Source organism: Kushneria sp. Sum13 (assembly GCF_052692355.1).
The window spans coordinates 2,172,657-2,196,897 of record NZ_CP199847.1 but is presented as its reverse complement, the minus strand read 5'-3'; the positions used below and the strand labels follow the sequence as shown (position 1 = coordinate 2,196,897).

At 59.6% G+C, this 24,241-nt stretch carries 16 protein-coding genes; 8 read left to right on the top strand and 8 right to left on the bottom strand.

Translation table 11 applies throughout. The features are described 5' to 3' along the window. Positions 1–1,284 carry an NAD(P)/FAD-dependent oxidoreductase gene (locus ACUN8C_RS10285; protein ID WP_445619134.1) on the bottom strand — a complete coding sequence of 428 codons (1,284 nt, stop codon included), beginning with the start codon at positions 1,282–1,284 and terminating at the stop codon, positions 1–3. 508 nt (positions 1,285–1,792) lie between these two features. On the opposite strand from ACUN8C_RS10285, the gene ACUN8C_RS10280 reads away from it, so the two are divergent. Beyond that, positions 1,793–4,519 carry a nitrate reductase gene (locus ACUN8C_RS10280; protein ID WP_445619133.1) on the top strand — a complete coding sequence of 909 codons (2,727 nt, stop codon included), beginning with the start codon at positions 1,793–1,795 and terminating at the stop codon, positions 4,517–4,519. A 9-nt stretch (positions 4,520–4,528) separates the two neighbouring features. Here the strand turns inward: ACUN8C_RS10280 and ACUN8C_RS10275 are convergent, their stop codons facing one another. The 5 genes from ACUN8C_RS10275 to ACUN8C_RS10255 all read right to left on the bottom strand — a co-directional run bounded on the left by ACUN8C_RS10275 (position 4,529) and on the right by ACUN8C_RS10255 (position 10,776). Further along, complete coding sequence (locus ACUN8C_RS10275) at positions 4,529–6,016, bottom strand: glycoside hydrolase family 32 protein (protein ID WP_445619132.1); 1,488 nt, start codon at positions 6,014–6,016, stop codon at positions 4,529–4,531. Positions 6,017–6,076: 60 nt separating this feature from the next. Then, positions 6,077–7,090, bottom strand: a complete 1,014-nt coding sequence (locus ACUN8C_RS10270) for a LacI family DNA-binding transcriptional regulator (protein ID WP_445619131.1) — start codon at positions 7,088–7,090, stop codon at positions 6,077–6,079. A 34-nt stretch (positions 7,091–7,124) separates the two neighbouring features. Beyond that, positions 7,125–8,405 carry an oligosaccharide MFS transporter gene (locus ACUN8C_RS10265; RefSeq protein WP_445619130.1) on the bottom strand — a complete coding sequence of 427 codons (1,281 nt, stop codon included), beginning with the start codon at positions 8,403–8,405 and terminating at the stop codon, positions 7,125–7,127. A 141-nt stretch (positions 8,406–8,546) separates the two neighbouring features. Beyond that, entirely contained in the window at positions 8,547–10,394 is a 1,848-nt protein-coding gene (locus tag ACUN8C_RS10260; protein ID WP_445619129.1) for an ABC transporter ATP-binding protein, read from the bottom strand. Between the two features lie 13 nt (positions 10,395–10,407). Next, the gene (locus ACUN8C_RS10255) at positions 10,408–10,776 is read right to left on the bottom strand and encodes a hypothetical protein (protein ID WP_445619128.1); all 369 of its coding nucleotides are present in this window, start codon (positions 10,774–10,776) and stop codon (positions 10,408–10,410) included. 469 nt (positions 10,777–11,245) lie between these two features. Here ACUN8C_RS10255 and ACUN8C_RS10250 point away from each other — a divergent pair, with 469 nt between their 5' ends. Both ACUN8C_RS10250 and ACUN8C_RS10245 read left to right on the top strand, forming a co-directional pair. Beyond that, a complete protein-coding gene (locus ACUN8C_RS10250; RefSeq protein WP_445619127.1) occupies positions 11,246–13,066 on the top strand; it encodes a DUF748 domain-containing protein in 1,821 nt (606 codons plus the stop codon). Between the two features lie 26 nt (positions 13,067–13,092). Continuing rightward, complete coding sequence (locus ACUN8C_RS10245) at positions 13,093–14,631, top strand: efflux transporter outer membrane subunit (RefSeq protein WP_445619126.1); 1,539 nt, start codon at positions 13,093–13,095, stop codon at positions 14,629–14,631. A gap of 86 nt (positions 14,632–14,717) precedes the next feature. Here ACUN8C_RS10245 and ACUN8C_RS10240 read toward each other — a convergent pair whose 3' ends face one another. After that, positions 14,718–16,337, bottom strand: coding sequence for a peptidoglycan DD-metalloendopeptidase family protein (locus tag ACUN8C_RS10240; RefSeq protein WP_445619125.1), 1,620 nt, complete (start codon positions 16,335–16,337; stop codon positions 14,718–14,720). A gap of 762 nt (positions 16,338–17,099) precedes the next feature. Here ACUN8C_RS10240 and ACUN8C_RS10235 point away from each other — a divergent pair. The 4 genes from ACUN8C_RS10235 (at position 17,100) to nfi (ending at position 22,249) form a co-directional block, all read left to right on the top strand. Beyond that, complete coding sequence (locus ACUN8C_RS10235) at positions 17,100–17,981, top strand: LysR family transcriptional regulator (protein WP_445619124.1); 882 nt, start codon at positions 17,100–17,102, stop codon at positions 17,979–17,981. Between the two features lie 119 nt (positions 17,982–18,100). Then, complete coding sequence (locus ACUN8C_RS10230) at positions 18,101–19,111, top strand: glutathione S-transferase family protein (protein WP_445619123.1); 1,011 nt, start codon at positions 18,101–18,103, stop codon at positions 19,109–19,111. Between the two features lie 481 nt (positions 19,112–19,592). Further along, the gene (locus ACUN8C_RS10225; protein ID WP_445619122.1) at positions 19,593–21,320 is read left to right on the top strand and encodes a DEAD/DEAH box helicase; all 1,728 of its coding nucleotides are present in this window, start codon (positions 19,593–19,595) and stop codon (positions 21,318–21,320) included. 200 nt (positions 21,321–21,520) lie between these two features. Further along, positions 21,521–22,249, top strand: a complete 729-nt coding sequence (nfi, locus tag ACUN8C_RS10220) for a deoxyribonuclease V (RefSeq protein WP_445619121.1) — start codon at positions 21,521–21,523, stop codon at positions 22,247–22,249. Between the two features lie 27 nt (positions 22,250–22,276). Here nfi and ACUN8C_RS10215 read toward each other — a convergent pair whose 3' ends face one another. Further along, entirely contained in the window at positions 22,277–23,296 is a 1,020-nt protein-coding gene (locus tag ACUN8C_RS10215; protein ID WP_445619120.1) for an alpha/beta fold hydrolase, read from the bottom strand. Positions 23,297–23,615: 319 nt separating this feature from the next. Between ACUN8C_RS10215 and ACUN8C_RS10210 the strand changes: the two genes are divergently transcribed. Next, the gene (locus tag ACUN8C_RS10210) at positions 23,616–24,194 is read left to right on the top strand and encodes a hypothetical protein (protein ID WP_445619119.1); all 579 of its coding nucleotides are present in this window, start codon (positions 23,616–23,618) and stop codon (positions 24,192–24,194) included. The last annotated feature ends 47 nt before the right edge of the window (positions 24,195–24,241 follow it).

Genomic DNA, 24,241 nt, shown 5'->3' with positions numbered 1-24,241 from the left:
TCAGGCAGCCTCCTCAAGCTGTTGGGTGGCGTCCGGGGCGCCAAAAAGCAGCGTGTCACGACAGGGCGTGAGATCGCCTTGCTCCAGACTCCGGTGGAAATACCAGGCGCCATCGCGGGTGTCGCCATAAAGCACGGCGCCGACAAGTCGGTTGTGGCGTAAAATCAGGCGGCGGTAATCGCCGTGGTCGGCGTCGAGATAACGCAGTACCTCGTCACCGGGTTCGGGGGTAAGGATGCCAAAGGCATAAAGGTCAACGCCGCTGACCTTGAGCCGGGTCGCACAGGGCGTCAGGGCGTAGCGTTGATCACCGCCGCAGAGCCGGTCGGCCAGTACCTCGACCTGCGCCCAGATGGGGTCGACCAGTCCAAAGGTGGTGCGCTCGAATTCACAACACTCGCCCAGTGCCATGATGTGGGCATCACTGGTGGTCAGCGTGTCGTCCACACGAATCGCCCGGTCACCGGCCAGGTCGGCTTCAATACCGAGTTCAGCGTTGGGCACGATGCCGGCAGCCACGACGACCAGCCCGGCTTTAAGACGCTCGCCATCATCCAGCACCACGCCCGAGACGCGCCAGCCATCGTCGCTGTCATAGGCAGCAGGCTGGCGCCCGAGGCGCAGTGTCAGTCCCCGGTTTTGAAGCGCTTCCAACAGCAGCGCCGCCGCCTGTTCATCGAGCTGGCGGTTCATCAGATGCGTGCCACGATGCACCACGGTGACGTCAAAGCCGCGCTTTCTAAGCCCCTCGGCCGCCTCAAGCCCCAGCAGACCACCTCCGATGACCACGGCGTGACGGGTGTGATGCTCTGCCGCCATCAGCGACGTCACATCCTCGGTAGTGCGAAAACCGTGAATGCCCGAAAACTCCGCGCCGGGCAGATCGAAAAGACGCGCGCGCGAGCCGGTCGCGATGATCAGCCGGTCGTAGTCGTGGCGTATTCTCTGGTCATCAATGATCTGGTGCGCCGACCGGTCGATGGCGGTGATGCGTCGGCCGCAGTGCAGCGTGATGTTGTGCGCCTCGAACCACTCGCGCGTGCGTAACGTCATCTCGTGTTTGTCGATCTCGCCGGCCAGCAGGGGCGAGAGCAGGATGCGGTTGTAGGCCGGTGTATGTTCATCACCGAACACATGAATCTCTGCCGGGCGCTCGGGCCGGCTGACAAGTCGCTCCAGCAGGCGCTGAGTGGCCATGCCATTACCGATAATCAACACCCGTCTGGTGGCGAAGGCCTGTGTGCTTGTGGCGAAGGCCTGTGCGGTGTCGTGATCTCTGGTCATGCTCGACCTCCCGGCGTGATGGATTGTCGATGGCGCAGTTGATGCCTGTACAAAAAGCGATATGCCTGTCGTGTTAAAAGGCGGGCACGCACGGCTCGCCCTGCAGGTGATCAAGCGAACGCCGTGCCAGAAGCGCGGGAGCCCTTTGATTTCAATCCTTTTCAGGGGCATATGCGCCCACAGGCAGCACGCAGCGACAAAAGTCTTACCAACCGGGTGCCATTAGAGTGCAGCGCGATATCCGCCTGGCCATCTTTTGGTGCACGGGTCACGAAAGGTGAAGACATGTTGAATGCCAGCCGCCTGCTGTCGCGGCAAAACCCGTCTCATGGCCCGGATATTGCTGATTCAGGCTATCAATAGTGGTCGCGCCCTTTTTTGATGGAGGTCAGATTTTGCTGCATTGACCTCGACCAAAGTCGATAGCTGGCGTGGTGTGGAAGCGTTGACAGGCGTCGTCGAGGCGGTCAGGTAGATCGGGGCGTCGCCTGCCGAAAAGGAGTGTCTGATGCAAACGAACACCACCTGCCCCTACTGCGGGGTCGGCTGTGGCGTAGTGGCCGAGCACGATACAACACGCTGTGACACGCTCGTGAGTGTGACGGGAGATCCATCACATCCGGCCAATCAGGGCAGACTTTGCGTCAAGGGCTCGGCGCTGGCGGAAACACTGGGTCATGACGGGCGGCTCACACATCCTCGCATCGACGGTCTTGAGGTCAGCTGGGAAAGGGCGCTTGATGAGGTCGGCGCCCGGCTTGGAAGGGTTCGACAGCAGCACGGCAGTGGTGCCATTGCAGGCTATCTTTCAGGGCAGCTTTTGACCGAGGACTATTACCTCGCCAACAAGTTCTTCAAGGGCTTTGTCGGCACCCCGCACGTGGATACCAATTCCCGACTGTGCATGGCCTCGGCCGTGGCGGGCTACAAGCGCGCCCTCGGGGCAGACGCCGTGCCCTGTTGCTATGAGGATCTGGAAGAGGCGGAGCTGGTGGTACTGACCGGCAGCAATCTGGCCTGGAATCATCCGGTGCTCTATCAGCGCCTGCGCACGGCCAAACGCCGCAATCCCCTGATGAGAATTGTGGTGATTGATCCGCGGGTGACCGACACCTGCGAGATTGCCGACCTGTATCTGCCGATCGCGTCGGGCAGCGATATTGCGCTGTTTAACGGCCTTTTGAGCTATATGGCCGGCAAGGGAAGGCTCGATCACGACTTTATCGAGCGCCACACCGAAGGGTTTGATGAAGCCCTTGCCGCTGCGCAGCTTGAAGCGCCGGATATCGAGACCGCCGCTGATCTGTGCGGCGTTGATGCCGAGCGGCTGGAGACTTTCTACTACTGGTTTGCCAGTCAGCTACACGTGGTGACGCTCTACTCGCAGGGTATCAATCAGTCGAGCAGCGGCACCGACCGGGTCAACGCGATCATCAACTGTCATCTGGCCGGCGGCAGTATCGGCCTGCCGGGGGCGGGGCCCTTCTCGATTACCGGACAGCCCAATGCCATGGGCGGGCGTGAAGTCGGCGGGCTGGCCAACCAGCTGGCGGCGCACATGGATTACCACACGCCCGGCGCGCTGGATCGCGTTACCCGCTTCTGGACCACCCCGGGACTTGTGCCCACGCTGCCCGAAGGGCCGGGACACAAGGCGCTGGCGCTGGTCGAGGCGATCGAGCGCGGCGAGATTCAGGCGCTGTGGATCATGGCCACCAATCCGCTGGTCAGCCTGCCGGATGCCAATCGGGTCCGCGCTGCGTTAAAGAAGTGCTCGCTGGTGATTGTCTCCGAATGCATGGCCCACAACGACACCCTGGAGCACGCCGATATTCTCCTGCCGGCCAGCGGCTGGGCAGAAAAGGACGGCACCGTCACCAACTCCGAGCGACGGATTTCTCGCCAGCGCGGGATATTGCCGCCGCCGGGCGAGGCCCGACATGACTGGTGGATCATCTGCGAAGTGGCCCGGCGCATGGGCTTTGGCGAAGCCTTTGCTTACAGCGGCGTGCATGAGGTTTTTGACGAGCACGCCCGGCTGTCGGGTTTTGAAAACGGCCCGCAGGCCACGCCGGAGACGGGCTATCGCCTGTTTGATATTTCGGGGCTAGCCGGGCTGGATCGCGCCCAATATGACGCGCTCGCGCCGATCCAGTGGCCGGTCAATGTCGGTGCGCCAAAGGGGACGGCGCGGCTGTTTGAAAACGCTCGCTTCATGACGCCCAGCGGCCGGGCCAGACTGATCGCGGTCGCCTCTCGCCCTGGGATGCAGCGACCCGGTAGCGACACGAGGCTTTTGCTCAATACCGGGCGCATCCGTGATCAGTGGCACACCATGACCCGTACCGCCCGCGCTTCGCGGCTCATGCATCATCGAAGCGAGCCCTTTATCGAAGTGCACCCCGAGGATGCGCGACAGGCCAGCGTACACAACGGACAGATCGCACGACTGCACAATACGCTGGGCGAATATCTGGGCCGCGTGCGTGTGACCACCGCACAGCCGCAGGGATCGCTTTTCGTGCCCATCCACTGGAACGATCAGTTTGCCCGGCAGGCCCGGGCGTCGGCATTGATTGCAGCCGTCTGTGACCCGGTCTCCGGCCAGCCCGAATCCAAGCAGGGGCGGGTGGCACTGTCACCGGTGACCGCGCAGTGGGAAGCCTGCCTGCTGCTGAAGCGTGACGCGCGTGCGCCGCTAGAGGCGTGTGACTGGTGGGCGCGCATTCCACAGGCGCACTGTCAGCGCTGGCAGATGGCAGGTGAAAAGGTGCCTGACTGGCGGGTGTGGTGCGAGCGCATGCTGGGCCAGGCGCCCACGCTCTGGAGTGAGGATGAAACCCGCGGTCACTTTCGTGCAGCCTGCCTGCATGGCGGCCGGCTTCTCTGGTGGCTGGCGGTAGCACCGGTCGGCACGCTTAATCCGATGCTGGGGGAGATCGGCTGGCTGGATGACTGCTTTGCACTTGAAACCCTTGAGTCCCCACAGCGTCGTCGGCTGCTCGCCGGCCGAGCGGCCAGCGGTGAAGATGGCGGGCCCACGGTGTGCAGCTGCCATCAGGTCGGGGAGAAAACCATCGGCCGTGCCATCGCCGGCGGGTGTAAAAGCGTTGAGGCATTGGGAGAACGGCTGGCCTGCGGGACGCAATGTGGCTCCTGTATTCCGGAACTCAAAAAGCTCCTCGCGGCGCAGACCGAGCGTCGCGAGGAGCCTGTTGAAGGTACGTCGGCCTGACGGCGAACCTCAGCCGGCGTCAAGGCGGAAGTCGTGGATTTCTGCGCTGCCGCTATGCACTTCCATGGTGATGGAGTGGTGGTGCGGCGCCACGAAGCTTGCCAGTGTGACCGAGAGCTGGCGCCGCTCGCCGTTGATCAGCATCTCGACGCTGCCGCGGTCAACCCACCACTGAAGATGAATGCGCCGCCCATCGAGTTCGCCAGCGAGTCGCTCACCCGGGAAGTGCTGATCAAAGCGTGCCACGCCGCTGTGGCCCTCACGCCGGTAAGCCACTTTGGTGATGTCATCGCCTGCGGTGAGATGCAGCTGCTGCTGACCACCCTGCTGCAGCGAGAGTGCCAGCCGACTGTCGGCGCTCAGTTCCAGCGTCAGTTCACCGCGCACCAGATCCGCCTCGGGCGTGGCCAGCAGATGCTGGCCTTCACCCAGCGGTGCGTCGGGAAGCGCTACCTCAAGCGGTAAGACCGAGCGCGTCAGTTCCGGGGCAAAGCGCTGGTGCAGGCGCACGCCCTGGTCAGTGGCGGCCAGATAAAGCGCGCGAGGCAGGGTCATGGCGCCTCGCCAGCCGGCCTCGGGCGTGTGGCCGGCATACTGCCAGTTGTTGAGCCAGGCGATCGCCAGTCGCCGGTCGGGGACATCCGAGAAGCTCTGCACGGCGTAGAAATCGCGCCCCTGATCCATCAGCAACAGCGGCTCGTCAGGATAGTCGTTGTGAAAGCGCTCGCCGTCGAAGTGGCCGATGAAGTACTGGGTGAAAGAGCCCAGAGTGTCCTGCGGCCCTTCGTGATCGATCCCCACGCCCACCACCAGTATCCAGCGGCTGGTTTCTGCCTGGTCGCCTTCGACCGGTAGCTCGAACAGATCCGGACACTCCCAGGGGCCGTCGGTATGGCATCCCTGCCCATCACCGAATTCGCTGGCCAGCTGCCAGTCGAGCAGGTTGGCAGAGGTGTAGAAGCGGATGTGCTGACCGCAGGCCAGCGCCATTACCCAGCGACGGCTGGGTTCGTGGTAGATCACCTTCGGGTCGCGAAAGTCGCGAAACCCCGGCGGTGCGATCACGGGATTGCCGGCGTATTTTTGCCAGCTGCGACCGTTGTCGCGACTCCATGCAAGGTGCTGCTCCTGCTCGTAGTGCTCCTCACCGTCGTCCATGAAACGATGAGCGGTATAAAAGGCCATAAGCCCCTCACTACCGTTGAACAGGCCACTGGCGTCATGGCGGTCGACCACGGCGCTGCCCGAAAAGCACATGCCGTTCTCATCCGGTGCCAGCGCCACCGGCAGGTGCTGCCAGTGGCACAGATCGCGACTGACCGCATGGCCCCAGTGCATCGGTCCCCAGACAAGACTGTCCGGATGGTACTGGTAGAACAGATGATACTCGCCGTCGTGATACACCAGCCCATTGGGATCGTTCATCCAGCCCTGTGGCGGGGTAAAGTGGCGCATCGGTCGTTCGGTCGGGGACGCCTGGGGGGCGGAGCCGGTCATGTCGTCATCCTGTCAGGGGTTGATAAAAGCAGGTGTCACGGGACGCCCGCCACGACGTGTTCAGCCGTGGCGATGCGATTGCCCCAGCACTATTGAAAAGGGCATGGGCGTCGTCCCGGAAGGCGCGTTGCCGTCCAGCAGCAGCTTCATGGCCTGACGTCCCATCTCGAGATGGGGGAGCGCCATGGTGGTCAGTGACGGTGATAGCGCGCCCGAGATGGGCTGTTGGTCATCGAAGCTGACGACGGCCAGGTCTCGTCCGGGACTGAGGCCGCGACGCGCCAGCACCAGATAGAGCTGCAGGGCGATGCGATCCTGGCCACAGAGTATCGCTGTGGGTGGCGTCTCTCCGGTCATCAGCTGCGCCAGCGCGGAATCGACAAGATATTCTTCCTCGCCACCCGGCGTACCCACGCAGGCGGTGATAACCGGCATTGATGATGGTTCGATACCGGCCTCAAGCAGGGCATCATGAAAGCCCGCGATGCGCAGTGGTGTGGCCACCGAGCGTGGATTGGGGGCCAGAAAGGCGATATGTCGATGCCCCTCGGCCAGCAGCAGGTGCGTGGCCTGTTGCGCGGCGAGGCGCTCATCGGGCACCAGTGCGGGCAGGGCCATAGTCGTGCTGAAACCGTTGACCAGCAGCGAGGGCAGCTGCTGCATTTCCAAAGGCAGGGTGACCTCGCGATGGTAATCGCAGGCGTAGAGCAGGCCGTCGACACGCTGCTCCATCAAAAGCTCGAAAGCGCGGCGGCGGTGATCGTCACCGGCGTCGGCATCAATATTGAACAGCATCAGCAGGCGTCCATGAGCGTCTGCCATCTGCTGGGCACCGCGCAGGATATCTCCCGAGTGAGGCTGAGTGGTGACGCGGTCGGACAAAAAACCGATGATGCGTGATTGATTGCTGCGCATCATGCGGGCCCCGCTGTGGGGCCGATACCCCAGCGCGCGGATCGCCTCGCTCACGCGCTCGCGGGTGGCCGGATTTACCCGCTGATCGCCGTTGATGACGCGTGAGACGGTCTTGAAAGAGGTCTCGGCGTGACGTGCCACGTCCTTGATCGACACCATGGTGTTGTTCCTGCGATCTTCATCTCTCACTGCATCAGGCCGCCTGGGCTTTGGGGGTATCGCTTGTGAAGGGCTCGCCGTAGACATCCTCGTGGTCTCTTTTGAGCACGAAAAAGGCATAAACCCCGGCGATGAGTACGATGGCGCTGATGATGGAGAAGGTGGTCTGATAGCCGACATTGTCGCGCAGCATGCCCAACAGCGGCGATAGAATGATGTTGCCGCCCTGCGCCGAAATCTGAAAGCCGACCAGATAAAGCGTGGCCGACAGCGCCGGATTGAAGTGCAGGGTAAAGTAGCGAAAGATCGCCAGCACGAACAGGGGCACTTCAATGGCGTGAAACATCTTGACCATCGAGATCAGCAGAGGATCGTCAAATACCGCACTGCCCAGAATGCGCAGGAACATCACCATCGACCCCAGCAGGATGGTATTGCGTATGCCGATGCGGTGCATGAGCAGAGGAACCAGCCCCATCATGGCCGCTTCCAGAAACACCTGAGCGGCATTGAGCATGCCGTAGAACTGCTGGCCACGCGCGGCGGAGTCGAATAGCCGGGTATAAAACTCGGGAAACATCTGCTGGTCGTAGACGGTGTAGAACGTCCAGGAAAAGAACACGAAAACGATCAGCTTCCACAGCGCGCCAATTTTAAACACATCGATCATGTCGCCGAGGGAAGGGACCTGCTGTTCCTGCTCGGTAGGCGCACGAGCTTCTACCGGTGCCTTCCAGACCAGCAGCATCAGCAGCAGGGCAACCCCGAACAGCGAGCCCATCCAGAAGATCAGGCGCGCATCAAGGGTAAACAGAAAGCCTGCCAGCAGCGCCACTACAGCGTAGCCTGCCGAGCCCCACATCCGCGCCTGACCGTATTCAAAGCCGCTGCGGCGACTGATGCGCTCGGCGATCGCCTCAAACAGCGCAAAGGCGGCCAGAAATCCGGCCGACAGGAACACGGCACCTACAGTCACGCCCAGGACAAAGCTGTTTTCCAGCAGTGGGCGATAAATCCAGATCATGAAAGGGCCCACCAAAGACGCAGCCGTGGCCGCCAGAATCGCCAGATGCCGACGCGTTCCCAGGCGGTCCTGCAGGGTCCCGTAACCGATCATGAAAAAAAGCGTGGCCAGCGAATTGGCGGCATAAACGATACCGACCGAGGTGCCGTCCAGACCCAGGCCGTTTTCCTCGCTGGTCAGCCAGATCTGGTAAAAGGACCACCAGATGCCCCAGGAGGCAAAAAACAGTAACAGGCTGAAAGAGCTCTGCAGGTAAGCGCGAGTCAGTGAAATACCGAGGAAGTGTCTCAAGCCAGTCTCTCCGGGCAGCAAGCGAAACAATCAGCCTGTCAATAGCTTTGACAACGTTGTCACAGCCACTGTATGGGTCGCTGTCACAGGTGTCTTTACGACTTTTGCCCAGGGTCTTGTCAGTAGCAGGGGAATACGATGTCAGCGATAGCCTGCGGCCTGTAACTCGAAAAGCTCGGCGTAGCGGCCGCCGCTGGCCATCAGCTCGCTGTGGCTACCGCGCTCGATAATGCGCCCGCGCGCCATGACCACGATCACATCGGCACTTCTGACCGTCGAGAAACGATGTGAGATCAGAATCGAGGTTTGATGACGGCTGTGGTCGCGAAAGCGGTTGAAGACAGCCGCTTCTGCCGCCGCGTCCATGGCGGCGGTGGGCTCATCAAGGACCAGAATGTCGGCGCTTTCACGCATCCAGGCTCTGGAGAGGGCAATTTTTTGCCACTGGCCGCCGGAGAGTTCCTGGCCATCCTTGAACCAGCGCCCGAGCTGGGTGTGATAGCCAGAGGGCAGACGGTTGATGAAGTCATCGGCCAATCCACGCTGCGCTGCTGCCTGCCAGCGTCTCTCATCCTCAAAGGCATGGGTATCGCCCACCCCCAGGTTTTCGCCCACGGACAGCTGATAGCGTACGAAGTCCTGGAAAATGACGCCGATCCGCTGGCGCAGGACCTGTGTGTCCCAGTCGCGTAAATCACTGCCATCGAGCAGAATGCGCCCGCCACTCGGGTGGTAGAGTCGGGTCAGCAGCTTGATCAGGGTTGTCTTGCCGGAGCCGTTCTCACCGACCAGAGCCAGACTCTGACCGGGTGCCAGGTGCAGCGAAATGCCATCGAGCACCTGTTCGCCCCCCGGGTAGGCAAACCCCACATTTTCAAAGCGGATGCCGTCGCCGGGTGACTCGCCTTCGGTCAGGGTGCCGGCTTCCCGCTCGGTGGGCTGTTCAAGGAATTCATAGAGATTGGAAAGGTAGAGGTTGTCCTCGAACATGCCGCTGACGGCCGTGAGACTGGCCGAGAGTGCCCCCTGGCTTTGCTTGAACACCAGCAGATACATGGTCATCTGGCCCAGTGTCAGGGCGCCAATAATAGTCTCAAACACAACCCAGCCGTAGGCGGCGTAAAAGGTCAGCGTGCCCAGAAGCCCCAGCAGAAATCCCCATAGCGTGCGTCTGAGTGTCAGGCGGCGCTCTTCACTGTAGAGGTTGTCGAAGATAGCGCGGTAGCGGGCCAGAAAAAGGCGCTCCAGCCCGTAGAGCTTGACCTCCTTGATGCTGTCCTCGCGCGCCAGCAGGGTTTCCAGATAGCGCTGCTCGCGCATCTGCGGGGAGCGCCAGCGAAAAAGGCGAAAGGCCTCACCCGAGAATTTGGCTTCGGACACAAATACCGGCAGGGCACCGCCCACGATAATCAGCAGTGCCCAGGGGGAGAACTGCACCAGCAGCACGCTGAAGCTGGCAAGCGAAATGGCATTTTGCAGCAGTGAAAAGGTTCGGGTCACCAGCGACAGTGGTCGCGTCGAGGCCTCCCGGCGAGCACGGGTCAGCCGGTCGTAAATCTCGGAGTCCTCGAACTGCGACAGTGACAGCTCACCGGCCTTGTCGAGCAGCATGACGTTGACCTTCTGGCCCAGCTGCGCCCTCAGGAGTGACTGCTGGGCATCCAGCACTCGCTGCGCCAGGGCGATCAGGGCAATCAGTCCCCCTTCGATAATGACCAGAGACAGCACCGGTGACAGCACGCTCGACAGGGGCGTGGCCCTTTCAGGCCAGGCGGCCATGGCCTGCACCACGCCGTCCACGATCAGCTGACCCACCCAGGCCACCACGGCCGGCAGGACCCCGGCCACCAGCGTGGCCAGTGCAAGCCCGAGCATCATCAGACGCGACGTCTGCCAGACCAGCAACAGTGCCCGGTGGGTATAGCGAAAGACATTGAAAAAATCGCCCGGCACGGTGGCCAGGCGATGTTTGAGGCGAGCAAGAGGCATGATCAAACGGCCATTAGAAGGTCTGACGTGAGCGCTTGCGGGGAGTGGCACCCTGACGCGGGGCACGACGCATTCTGATGTTGCCCTGCCAGAGATGGGTCAATGAGGGCATCAGCGGCCTGACTGTCTGGCGCCTGGCGCGCCCCTGGCGTGGCGCCGGTATATCGCGCATGCCTTCTCGTATGCAGACGCCCAGACTTGCGATCACGGCCACGCCTGCCATGACAAGGCTGGTCACACTGCTGATGATGACCAGTGCACCGGCAGCAATCCCCAGTGCAATCAGCATGACGGCCAGGCAGATATCGCGTGAAAACCCTCGCCATAGCCCGTAGCCCCCCAGGGTAATGGCAAGAAATGCTATCCATAGCAGACTGATCATAATGTCACGCTCACTTTTGATGGGCGCCTCATGCCCCCATATATGTGCACCGATGATTTTAGTGCATTTTGTGACAAAAACACGTCAAAGACTGACAGTCATGAATCAAAATATCGTCATTCTATCGGGCCGGAGTGGCGACGGCCGGCATTTATGGTGTTTCAGGGTAAGTGTGCCCCCCTCAGGATACGTGTCCCCCCAACAAGACTGACTCGGAACAACATGTAGAGTTAGTGCCGTCGCATGGTGGTTTTCCATGGGTCGCCAGGTGGCCAGATCCCAAATCATGGTGAATCACTGCCGAGCAAGCGAGGGCATGAACATCCTGTGCGCAAGCGGCCGCCGAGAGGCCGGCATCATGCGCTGGCATGCTATCCTTATCACCAATAGCGGTATCAAGGGCCCGTCAATATACGGGTCACTTTTTGCGCCCATACGCCGCTTTTTCAACGACGCAGGAGCATAGGTCATGGCTATTGGGCATCGCAAAGGCTTGAGCATTGCTGCCGGCATTGCCGTGGTGATGGTAGGCAGTCTCTATTTTGCCGGGCCCTGGGCACTGAGAAGCTGGACGGTCGACAAGCTTCGCGAAACAACCGGACAGCCGGTAACAATGGAGCATCTAAGTTTTAATCCCTTCACAGCAACTGCTTCGCTGGCGCAATTGACGATCGGTGACAGTGAGTCGCCGATCATTCACGTCGACAAGGGCGAGATCACTCTGGCGTGGCGCACGCTGTGGCAGTCCGGCATTCATATCAAGCGTGTCGACCTGAATGGTCCTCTGCTGCATCTGGTGCAAACGCCTGAAGGTGATCTCAACATCACCCAGCTGAGCGGCAGCGAAGATTCCGGCGAGAGCACCGCGCTGAGCATCGACAGTATCAAGGCGCATCAGGGGGAGATCGAATGGGTCAATCAGAGTCAGTCGCCATCCACACAGCTGGCGGTGACTAACCTGGCGCTGACGCTTGAAGGTTACGACAGCCAGATCTCTTCTCCCATGAAAGGACAGGCGACCGGCACGCTGAATGGCGGTCAGCTCAGTGCCAAAGGGCAGTTTGGTTTAAGTCCCTTGACTGGTGATCTGCAGATGGATGGCCAGCAGATCGGTCTTGATCTGATCAATCCCTGGCTTTCGCAGATGAGCAACGTGCAGGTCGACAAGGGCACTTTAAGCGGTCATGGCACGCTCGCCTTTGGCGAGGCAAGGCAGGGCAGGGTCCAATGGCAGGGGGATCTGGATACCAACGCAGTGTCCATGCTGGATGGCCGTGATCGACCGTTATTCAGCGTCAACCAGGCCCGGCTTACGGGCATGGATTTGTTGACCGGTGATCATTTGAGCGCTGATCGACTTTCAATGTCCGGGTCAAAAATGATGGCCATCATTGATGAGCAGGGAGAATTCAACCTGACCAACTCGCTTGGACTGCAGTCAGAAGAGTCGTCTGCACCAAAGGGGGATGCCCAGGGTGATGGCGCGCAAGCGAATGATGCGCAAAAGGACGAACCGCAACAGAACGATTCCTCTCAACAGGGTTCACAGCAGGGTGACTCGTCGCAAAACGGTTCACAGGGCGATGGCATGGCGCTTGCGCTGGGGCGTCTGGAGGTTTCCGATGGCGTGTTCAATTTCGAGGATCGGAACATGTCACCAACGGTGAGCCTGGGGATCGACTCGCTCAAGGGCACCATGGAGGGCTTTGATACTCGCCGCGATACGTCGACCAGCTATTCCTTCAAGGGGTTCGAGAGTCAGCGAACGCCCGTTATCATCGAGGGCAGGTTCAATGCTTCCGAGCCCTCGGGTGTGATGCATCTGGTCGTCGATCGACTGCCGCTTGAACGGTTTGCACCTTATATCCAGCGCTTTGGTGGATACCGGATCGAGCAGGGGACGGCGGATCTGGATCTGAGTTACCGGCTTCGTGATGGCCATCTTGATGCCGATAACCACGTGGTCCTGCGTGAGCTTGATCTGGGCGAGGAAGTGCCCGAGGGCGATACCTCACTGCCGCTGAAAAAGCTGATCGGTGTCTTGAAGGGTGACGATGGCGTGATCAATCTCGACATTCCCATCAATGCATCGGTAGAAGGCGCAGGCGTCGACGTCAGCAAGGTCATCTGGCAGGTTATCGGCGAGGCAATGGAAAACATGGTGACATCGCCCATCGAGACGCTCGATGCCATGATCAATGGGGATGACGATGACACGGCGGATAAATCGTCCGGGCGCTATACCGATGGTCCCCTGTCAAAGGTGGCCACCGAGCCGCACGATGATTGAGTGCTGGACAAGGATATGAAGGCGGCATGAAAACGGATAATGGGCAGTGGCCCCGATGGAGCCATGGCGTACGACCCGGGGCATCAGCGCTTTTGCTTGCTGCGCTGATCAGCGGGTGCGCCAGTTATGAGGGTATCGAGCCTGAGGGCAAAATGGTGTCGCTCAATCGGCTGTCGGCCCTTCAGGCTGTAAGGGATGTCACCATCTCCTCGGCCAACTGGCCGGATCGTCAGTGGTGGAATGCGCTGGGTGATCCGCATCTGGAGGCCCTGATTCAGGAGGCGCTGGCGGATTCTCCCGATATGGACGTTGCCTTGGCGCGTCTGCGTTCGGCCAATGCAGCCGTTGGTCAGGCCGGGGCCGAGCGTCTGCCAACAGTGGATGGCTCTGCCACGCTGTCGCGCTCGCGGGTCTCTGAAGTCGATGACCCTCAGGGTCAGGGCAATATCTATAGTACGAGCCGTGGGCTGTCCTCGAACTTCAGCTACGACGTGGATTTGTGGGGCGGACGTCGCGCCGCCTGGTCAGCCGCGCTGGGGGAAGCCCGCGCCACCGAGATCGATTTGCACGAGGCGGCGCTGACGCTGTCGGTGAATGTGGCTCGCGCCTATGTACAGCTGGCAGGCGATTACGCCCTGTTGGATATCGCTCGGCAGCAGCTTGAACGGGCGCAAACCATCGATAACACCAATCAGCAGCTTCAGCAGGCCGGTCTGAGCGATCAGTCGGCACGGCTGCAGTCACGCTCCAGTGTCTCTACGGCACGCCAGGCACTGGAATCGGCCGAGCAGGCTGTGCGAAGTGATCGAATTTCGCTGGGGGTGCTGCTGGGCAAGGGCCCGGATCGCGGGTTTGGCATCGAGCGCCCCCGGTCGCTGTCTCCGGCGCTGCTGTCGCTGCCTTCGGTCGTGCCGGCCGAACTGGTCGGGCGGCGTCCGGATGTGGTCGCGGCGCGCTGGCGCGTGGAAGCCCAGACCCAGCAGATCAAGGCGGACAAGGCGCAGTTCTATCCCAACCTTAACCTGAGTGCGATGGCCGGTTTCAGCTCACGACTGGGCAGCTATTTCTTCGCGGAACCGGCCAAAAGCTGGAGTGTCTCCCCGGCGCTGTCACTGCCGATCTTTGAGGGCGGACGCCTTCGTGCCAATCTGGACAGCACCGAAGCGGATTACGATCTGGCCGTGGCGCAGTACAACCAGACCGTGATTTCGGCGCTGGGTACCGTGGCCGATACCATTACGTCCGTCCAATCACTGGATCGTCAGCGTCAGTCGCTTGAAAAAGCGCGCGATAACGCTCAGCAGGCCTTTGATCTGGCACTTGAGCGCTTTCAGGCCGGCATCACCAATTATTTACAGGTGTTGAGTACCCAGCAGCAGTTGCTCGATGCCCAGCAGTCGCTGGTCAGCCTGAACAGCCTGCTGGTGGATACCTCGATCCAGCTGGTACAGGCGCTGGGCGGTGGTTTTCATGAGGGGCTTGATGTGCCGCACGCTTCTGGAGGCTATCCACACGCGCCCAATCCACAGACAACCGGCAGGTCTTCTGACCCATCGGATTCCTGAGCTGGTTGTTGAGAAAGGCTGCCAACAAAAAACGCCCCATGAAGGGGCGTTTTTTATGGCGGTGCATCATGGGATGAGGAGGAGGATCAGGACTCGTCGTCCTTGTCCTTCTTGTCATCATGATGGACCTGAGCCACGGCGCGGTTGTTATCGGCCGTTTCAAGCTTGGCCAGAAGTTCTTTTGACTCGGTCTTGAAGCTTGCCAGCTCCTTGCCGGTCAGCGAACGTCCGCCCGGCAGCTTGACGCGCATGGCGTTGACCTGTGAGCCATTGGCGATGATCTCATAGTGCAAATGCGCGCCGGTACTGCGGCCGGTATTGCCTGACCTGGCAATTTCCTGCCCCATCTTCACACGCTGGCCGGGTTTGACCTCGGGCCTTGAAAGATGGAGATAGCGGGTCTGGTAGCCATTGTCGTGGGTAATCACGATATATTTGCCGGCCAGCGGATGGCTCACCACCCTTGTGACACGACCATCGGCCGGGGCGCGAACTGCAGTGCCCACCGGCATCGCAAAGTCGGTCCCCTTGTGGGGAGAGATGCGCCCCGTGATCGGATGATGCCGCTTGAGGTTGAACGGCGAACTGATGCGATAGTGCCCTTTGAAGGGGTAGCGGTTGAACGCCGGATCAAGGCCCTTGCCGTCGGGCGTATAGTAATCGCCGTCATGACGCACAATCGTGATATCGTCGCGGCCTTCATAATGGGCCGCCAGAATGCGGGAATCGAAAGGTTGGCCATCGATCACATCCGACTCGACCAGAACCTGAAACTTGTCGCCAGCGCGAGCCGAACGGCTGAAGTTGAGCTTTTTGCCCAGCACCGAGATCAGCTCGGCCACTTCGCCGCTGGAAAGGCCGGTGGCGCGTGCCGATGAGCCGAAGCTGCCACTGACCGTGCCGGCGAAAAGCCGCTGTGTGGCTTCACCGGTACGTTCAATGTCGTTGACGGCAAAGCTTTCATCAGCGCTGTCGCGCTCGAACAGATAGCCGCGGCGCGTATTTTGCATGACACGCAGCGCCAGCAGATGGCCATCCTTGTCGACCTTGTAGTCCAGCTCGTTGCCAACGCGAAGATTGGTCAGCGCCTTTTTGTCAGGCGAGTCATCAATCAGTTTGAGCACTTCACTGTAACCCAGCCCTAGGCTGTGCTCTGCAAGCTCTGCAAAGGTATCGCCCTTTTGAACCTTGTAGGTCTGCCATTCAGGCGTATAGGGCTCGCGGGTCTCGATCTGGCTGCTCAGTGAGAACTGGTCGTTTAGGCCTTCATCGTCGGAGCCGGTGTAATCACCGGTGTCGTCGTCGTTGAAGTTATCGACGTAGGACGTATGACTGCTCAGACCGTTGCCCATGCCCGTGACATGATCGGCGCGGGCAATGGCCATCTCGTCATTATCGGTGGCGAGCTCGCTACCCAGCACTGCCCCGGCATTCATGGCAGAGAGGTTGGAAGCCACGGCCAGCGCCTGTTTGACGTTGAGCCGACTGGTGTTGGCAACCCGTTCTGTTGCAGGTGTCGCCAGTGCCAGTGCGCCGGCAATCTCGAGATGCGTTGGCTGGCTGAAGGCGCGCGCCTGCTCCTGTGTGTCCGCAAGCGCAATGCTAATGGGCTGTGTCGCCTGTTGAAATTCTGCGACCGTGGCATCGGTCGCCGCTGAGGTGTTCGTATTCTGGTAAAGCTGATGCGCACCCAACACGCCAACCATGGCGGTAACCGGTAACAATAAGAGCCTGTGCGTGCGGGGTAGCGAACTAAAAATTCGCAACATGATTGTGAGCGCCGTATACAGATAGATAAAAGGGATAAAGGCCGGATTACCTTACCTCAAGGGCAATGATATGCCTAGTGCGAATACCATTAATTGGTCACCTTTATTGCAGGTTAATATGTCCTGTACATGCGCTTGATTGTGCTGCAAGTCATTGTGAAATTATTGTACAGGAGTAATCCTTTGAATTAGAGGTGTGACATACCTGGATGGCATGGCTTTTCCTGCCGCCGCCGCATGGCTGTCGTGCTGACGCTCCATGATGGCCCTTCATATGGCTGTATAAGCGCTATCGATTACGGCCATTTTATACTGGATAAATGAACAGTTTTTGGTGCCAAGCCCGAAATGCGGTGAATGCCTTATTTTTGCATCAATCATTTTAATGATGAGCTCTTTTTATAAAATTTGACTTTAAAAAGGTATGCCATTTTTTAAAAATGACCGACTTGAAAAACAAATTTAAAAGATGCTTTAAGCGCCGATTTAATCCGGATTGTATTCTTTTGTTATGTTCAAAAGCGCTTTTGTTTCGCTTCTTTGTACCTGATATTAATGAGCTCTTACGTAGCGGCTGAGCCTTGGACTGTGCCGATCGAAGCATTTAGCTGCATGATTGGAAAGAATTTTTCAGTGCAGAATTGAGCGAATCAGTCATACAAAACGTATCGATGCTCTCTTGAGTTGACAGGATGTAACATGTCTCGAGTCACGCTGGTTCAATGGAAAATGCTGGCAGCAGTGGTGGATCATGGTGGCTTCGTGCGTGCTGCAGAAGCGATCCATAAAAGCCCCTCAAGCATCAATCATGCCGTCCACAAGCTTGAAACCCAGCTGGGGGTGCAGCTGCTTGATACCAGCGGTCGACAGCTGCGCCTGACCGAGTCGGGAGAGATGCTGCTGCGCCGGGCACGTCAGTTGCTGGAAAGTGCCGATACCCTTGAAGCCGTTGCAGACAGCCTCTCGGGAGGGCTTGAGGCCGAGATCGCCATCGCCATTGATCAGATTCTTGGGCCTGAAACATTGTGTTATGCCCTTGACCGGTTTTCTGCCCGGTATCCGCATACGCGGATCCAGCTTCATGAGGCGGTGCTCAACGGCGGAATAGAGATGTTGCTGGACAATCGCGTGGATCTTTTGATTTGCGGTCTGCCGGTGCCGGGTTACCTGGGCGAGCTTTTGGGCGCCATCCGCTTCATCGCCGTGGCGCACCCCGATCATGCGTTGCATCAGCTGAATCGACCGCTGGATTTGCGTGATCTTCGACAACACCGTCAGATCGTGACGCGAGATTCCGGTCTGCGCGAACAAAACGATAGTGGCTGGCTCAAGGCCGAGCAGCGCTGGACGGTCTCTCATGTTGCGACCTGTCTGGATATTTTGACCCGTGGACTGGGGTTTGCGTGGGTATCGCAGCCCCGGGTTCAGCCCCTGCTGGACAGTGGACAGCTCAAGGCGCTGCCGCTGCAGGCCGGTGGCATCCGGGAAGTGCCGCTTTCGCTGTACATCAATGATGTAGAGGGTGCGGGGCCGGCCGTTCAGGCCATGGCAGAGGCGCTGCGTCTTGAGTTTCGGACCTGAGGGTTTAAAGGCAGGGCAGGGGCTGGCCTATTGGGGTGTCAACGACGCCAGGAGCGACTATCCTCACGGCCCGAACATGCGTTTCCCGGAGAGAACTTGATCCGGGCAAGGAGACTGTCATGGGTTTACTGGTTGAAGGGCAGTGGGTAGACCGCTGGTATGACACCAAAGGCAATAACGGCGAGTTTGTTCGCGAGTCGGCAAAGTTGCGTGACTGGGTGACGCCTGACGGTGACCCGGGTCCGGAGGGGCAGAAAAGCGTCAGCGCCGGCAGCAATCGCTTTCATCTTTATGTTTCGCTGGCCTGTCCGTGGGCGCATCGTGCGCTGATCATGCGTCGCCTGAAAGGGCTGTCCGAGCTGATGGGCGTGTCCATTACCAGTCCGTACATGCTGGATGAAGGCTGGACATACGAGCTCGATGAAGGATCAAGTGGTGATCCGGTTAATGGTGTGCGTCGCCACTATCAGCTTTATACGTTGACGGACCCGCACTATACGGGTCGCGTCACGGTTCCTGTCCTGTGGGACAAGAAGACATCGCGCATCGTCAATAATGAATCTGCCGATCTGATGCGTATCTTCAATACGGCGTTTGATGAGCTGACCGGCAATCATCTTGATCTTTATCCCGTGGCACTGCGTGACGAGATCGATCGTCTCAATGATGAGGTGTACGACCGGGTCAATAACGGCGTCTACAAGGCCGGGTTTGCCACTGATCAGAAAGTGTATGAAACGCATGTCACTGCGCTTTTTGAAACGCTGGATCGACTGGAAGGGTTGCTCGACGAGCGCCGTTACCTGGCCGGCGAATATCTGACCGAAGCCGACATCCGCCTTTTTACAACGCTTGTCCGTTTTGACAGCGTCTATTACAGCCACTTCAAGTGCAATCTTCGTCGCATCGAGGATTACCCGGCGCTGTCGAACTATCTGCGTGAACTCTACCAGTGGCCGGAGATTGCCGAGACCGTCAACATGGCGCACATCAAGCGCCATTACTATGGCAGCCATCCGGGAATCAATCCCAACGCCATTGTGCCGCTGGGCCCCGAGCTTGATCTTGATCGTCCGCACGATCGCGAGCGTCTGCCCGGCAAGGGCATCTGGCAGTCCCATCACGACTAAACGGCCAATTGACGCACCGTAAATCACCCCCGTCAGCAGGGGCCATCGATGTGATGGCGCCCTGTCATTTGGCATGTCTTCGACTTTCGGCGTGCACTACCGACCCGGCTGTGATAGATTATGTCCACCTCGCTTGTGAAGACCCTGCCATCTCTGCTGATTCGCCCCCATTGAGACTGCCGTTGCGTAGGGGACGATTCTCCAAGGCGCCATAGCGCCCACGCATCGATGGAGCATTGGGCACCATACGACGGCAGTGACTGCCACGACCTGTCGGTCGCCGCGTATGACGTGTTGCCCAGATGCAATAACGGTCGCCACATGCCACGGATGTCGTCGTTTGTTCGCCTGTTGTGCGGACAAATCGTGACGATACGAGTGCGACCGGTCCGGGAACCATCCGATATGTCTATCGTCCGATGAGTGTCTCCCGACCAGACATTTTCCCCCGCCGGCCCAATGCCGGCTTATAAGGTGTGACATGACTTCTACTTCCGTTGCCTCGCCGACTTTCGGTGACATGGCGCTGCTGCCTGCTGTTCTCGAATCTCTTGTATCTCTGGGCTACGAAACACCGTCTCCCATTCAGGCGCAGACCATTCCATCGCTTCTGGAAGGCGCTGACCTTTTGGGTCAGGCGCAAACCGGCACCGGCAAAACGGCAGCCTTTGCCTTGCCGCTGCTCTCCAAACTTGATCTTGAGCGTCGCGAACCGCAGGTGCTGGTACTGGCCCCGACACGCGAACTCGCCCAGCAGGTTGCCGTAGCCTTCAGCCGCTATGGTCAGAACATCAAGGGTCTTGAGGTCGTCACGCTGTGCGGTGGTCAGGACTACCGTGAACAGATGCGCGGCCTGAAAAGCGGCGGCCAGATCGTCGTGGGTACGCCGGGTCGTGTTATCGATCACCTGGACCGCGGTTCACTGAGCCTGACCGGCCTGAATGCACTGGTACTCGACGAAGCCGACGAGATGCTGCGCATGGGCTTCATTGATGACGTCAAGCGCGTTCTCAAGGATACCCCGACCGACGCACAGCGTGTGTTCTTCTCCGCTACGCTGCCGCCGGAAATTTCGCGCATCGTCAGCCGCTATCTGGTGGACCCGATTACCGTACAAATCGAAGCGCGTGCGGCCACGACCACCATTCAGCAGCGCCTGTGTCGCGTCGATGGTCCGGCCAAGATTGAAGCACTGGCCCGAATCGTTGAAGTCGAGGCCGTTGATGCTGCCATCGTCTTCGTGCGAACCCGTGCCTCCTGCACCACGCTGGTCGATCAGCTGGTCGCTCGTGGCATCGCCGCCGCACCGCTGTCCGGCGATCTGGATCAGAGCCTGCGTGAGCGCACCGTACAGCGCCTGAAAAAGGGCAAGGTCGATGTGCTGGTGGCCACCGACGTTGCCGCTCGTGGCCTTGATGTCCCGCGCATCACGCACGTCATCAACTTTGACATGCCCCACGACACCGAAGCCTACATTCACCGTATCGGCCGTACCGGTCGTGCGGGCCGTGAAGGCACGGCCATTACCTTTGCCGGTCCGCGTGAAGTCCGCAAGATTCGCTGGCTCGAGCAGGCTACCGGCCAGAAAATCGAGATCATGGAGCTTCCCGACGAGAAGGCCATGCGTGCGCACCGTGACGAGAAGTTCAAGGCGCGAGCCGAAGCCATGCTCGAGCGCGGTCATGAGCATCAGCGTGAAATGGTTGAATCGCTGATGGCAGAGGGCCTCGATCCGATCGATCTGGCCTGTGTCTTTGCAAGTCTGGCCCGTGCCGGTGAGCCGCCGATTCGCTCGCTGCCGAAGTCCAATCCGCGTAGCGAACGTCCTGAACGTGGCGATCGTCCGGAGCGTGGCGGTGAGCGTCGTGCACCGCGTCGTCGCGAAGGCGGTTCAACAGAAGGCATGACCCGTTATCGTCTGGCCGTTGGCCATCGCGACAACATCAAGCCGGGACAGCTGGTCGGTGCACTGGCCAATGAAGGCGGCATCGAGGGCGCCCGCATCGGTCGCATTGATATCCGTCAGACGCACAGCCTCGTCGAGCTGCCCACCAGCCTGCCCGAGACCGTGCTGGCCAAGATGGCACGTGCGCGTGTCGGTGGCCGTCCGCTCGAGATCAGCAAGGACAGCGGTCGCCCCGAAGGCGGTCAGAGCGAAGGTCGCACCGAGCGTCCGCGTCGTGATGATCGTCGCCAGCAGGCCTCCTGAGGTCGTGATGGCGGTGCGCTGACAGGCGCACCCGCATGACAGGCATGACGAAAGGCCCCCTGCCCACCGGCAGGGGGCCTTTTTGTATGCCGGGTCTCGTGGTGCGTCAGGAAAAGGCGGAGTCCACGGCGGTGGCGCGTCATGACAGGCGTTGTCTACGCTCACACCACAGTCAAAAGGCACAATGATCAGGAGGGAGCATGGCATCAAAACGCCAGCCGTTGCATGAATGGACCGTTGATCCCGCCAGCGCCATTGCACTACAGAAATCACTGGCACCGCGCATCGTATGTCGTGATCAGATGGGAGAGATCAGCCATATCGCCGGTGTGGATATTGGCTTTGAAGAGGGCGGAGAGACCACGCGTGCGGTAATCGTCGTCATGCGCTGGCCGTCGCTGGAGATCGTTGAGCGCGTGTTGCATCGCACCCCCACAAAGATGCCCTATATTCCCGGGCTTTTGAGCTTTCGAGAGTTGCCGGCGGCGCTTGAAGCCTTTGAGCAGCTTTCCATCACGCCTGATCTACTGATGGTGGATGGCATGGGCATTGCGCATCCACGTCGGCTGGGCATTGCCGCGCATCTGGGGCTCTGGCTCGACATACCGGCCATCGGTGTCGGCAAAAGCCGCTTGTGCGGCCGGCATGATGAGGTGCCCGAAGCGCGCGGCAGCTGGGTCCCTCTGACCCATCGCAATGAGACCATCGGGGCTGTTTTGCGCACGCGTGAGCGGGTCAAGCCGCTTTATATCTCGACCGGGCACCGGATATCGCTTGAAAGCTCGATTCACTGGGTGATGCAGTGTCTGACCCGTTACAAGCTGCCCGAGCCGACCCGACAGGCCGACCGCCTTGCCTCTCGCCGCACTGCCGAGACGCGCGGCCCTGAAAGTGATGCCACGCCCGAGCAGGATACGCTGTCGTTCTGAAATATACCGTTATATTTATTCAGTGGCTCAGTGTTTCTGGCTGAGCCACTTCAGCAGTGCCGCATGAAAACGCTCCGGAGCCTGTACCTGCGGCGAGTGGCCCAGATCTTCAAAATGCACATAGGTCGATGACGGGATCTGCTCGGCAATTTTTGGCCCCAGCTCATCGTAATGGCCCAGCGTCCTTTGAACCTCTTTGGGGGCCAGAGCCTTGCCAATCGCGGTGTTGTCCTTGTCTCCAACAATTAACAGCGTAGGCACCTTGAGGTCGCCGAACTCGTAAACGACGGGCTGAGTGAAGACCATGTCGTAGGTCAGCGCCTGACTCCAGGCATTGATGTCACGCCCTTCACCGCGGTACATGCCGGCCTGCATCTCGACCCAGCGGTCATATTCGGGTTGCCACTGACCGGCGTAGTAGGTCCCTTTTTGATAGGCACGCATCTTCTCGGCGCTGGCCTTCTTGCCGCTTTCATACCAGTCGTCGATTGACTGCCAGGGCACGCCCTTTGCCTTCCAGTCTTCCAGACCGATGGGGTCGACCAGCACCAGCTGATGCGTGGCCTCGGGGTACATCAGGGCGTAACGGGTGGCCAGCATGCCGCCCATCGAGTGGCCCATGATGGTGGCATTGTTGATGTTCAGCCGTGACATCAAGGCATTCGTGTTGGCGGCCAGCTGATGAAGACTGTATTGATAGTGCTGCGGCTTGCTGGATTTACAAAAGCCGATCTGATCCGGGGCAATCACGCGATACCCCTTTTGCGTCAGCGCCTGGATGGTGCTCTCCCAGGTGGCGGCGCAAAAGTTCTTGCCATGCATCAGCACGACCGTTTCCCCATTGGATTTACCCTGCGGGGCCACGTCCATATACATCATTTCAAGGGACTGCTGCTGAGAGTCCAGTTCGAAGCGGTGCAGGGGCCAAGGGTAGTCAAACCCTTCCAGCCGAGGGCCATAGACCGGAGCGTTATCGGTGGTGTTGTCCCCGGCCATGGCAGGCAGGGTCAGGTAGGCCAGTAGTGGCACCAGCAAAAGAGGGCGCATGACATATTTCCTTGTCAGACATCGTGGGGCGATGTCATGGGAGTGAAGACATTTATCGTTGGATGGCGCTCTCCAGTCTGGCAAAAAATGACCGCTCGCCAAGAGGCCGACACGACATTTTAAGCTCCTCTCAAGACCCGTAGCGCACGGTCGGGCACGGCCCCGGAGGATTTGACCTGTCATGATCCTTCACTACAGGCGACATGCAGGCCCTGTATCCCGGCATGGTCGGCACTCGGTGCTGTCGAAGTGTTCGTTTGTTTGCCATGATATGACCCCTGAACCCACTACGCCCATCGCAATGAAAGGACCCCTGTCCATGCAGAAAAAAGGTATTGGCGATTTCTTTTTTACCATCGTTTTATGGATCCTGATCGGTGGTCTGGCTCAGTGGCTGATGCAGCACCAGCTCAATGGCGGGGAGGGCAGTGCAGCGATGACCGGCATTTCCACCGGCAGCAGCACGGCTGAAGGCGTCGGCTTTTCCTCCTACTGGAGCGCGCTGGGGCTGGTCTCGCTGTTTTTCGCCGTGATTGCCTTCATGGCACGTGATCTGATGCGTGACAACCCGGTGACGCGGTCTCTGAAAGTGATCGGCACACGGCTTTTGAGCACTACCTTTGATATCGGCCTTTTTGCACTGGGCGGGACGCTCTTTTTGATGTTGAGCCCGGGCGCAGTCAATACAGTGCCGCAGTGGCAGGCACTTTTCATTGGTATCAGCCTGCCATTTTTCATCGTTATTCTGGTGGTGCTGGGGGTGATCTGGTGTCTGCTGAGATTCTCGCGTCTGTCGCTGGTCAGCATTCCGGCGCTTGAGTTCAAGCCGCTGATCCGGGTGGCGCTGTATGTGGGCCTTATGGCCATTCTGGTGCTGGCCGCCTGGCTTGCCCTGTAGCTTTTGCCAAACGACACATGAAAAGGGCCTCTGCGGAGGCCCTTTTT